This window comes from Mesorhizobium sp. M00.F.Ca.ET.216.01.1.1 (assembly GCF_004010325.2).
In the GTDB taxonomy this organism is placed as follows: domain Bacteria; phylum Pseudomonadota; class Alphaproteobacteria; order Rhizobiales; family Rhizobiaceae; genus Mesorhizobium.
In genome coordinates this window covers 1-287 of the sequence record NZ_SADR02000535.1, presented here as the reverse complement: position 1 = coordinate 287, position 287 = coordinate 1, and the positions used below count along the sequence as shown (strand labels likewise).

The following is a 287-nucleotide window of genomic DNA, read 5'->3' as shown; positions in this document are numbered from 1 at the left end:
GGCAATGATCGCGGCCTGCGCCCCGGCACGTTCGCCAGTGGCGATTTCCATCAGCAGGCCGGGCACCGCCAGTGCCTCGTCATAATAACCCTCGATCGAGGCCGGCCCCATGGACGAAGTAACCGCGACGATTTCGGTCCAGGCTCCGGCGACACTGCGCGCGGCCGCCGCGATCGTCTCGGTCATGCTCGCCGTCGTGTTGGGATTTACCACCAGTATCCGCACGATCACGCCCTGGTCCGGCGGCGGCCGACATAGAGGATGGCGCCTAGCGTCGCCATGATCAC

The 287-nt window shown here is 66.2% G+C and carries 1 protein-coding gene; it reads right to left on the bottom strand.

Translation table 11 applies throughout. The features are described from left to right. Nucleotides 1-225, bottom strand: a 225-nt coding sequence (locus EN859_RS37335) for an aspartate/glutamate racemase family protein (RefSeq protein WP_245525902.1), incomplete at its 3' end; no start/stop codon positions are given. Between the last annotated feature and the right edge of the window lie 62 nt (nucleotides 226-287).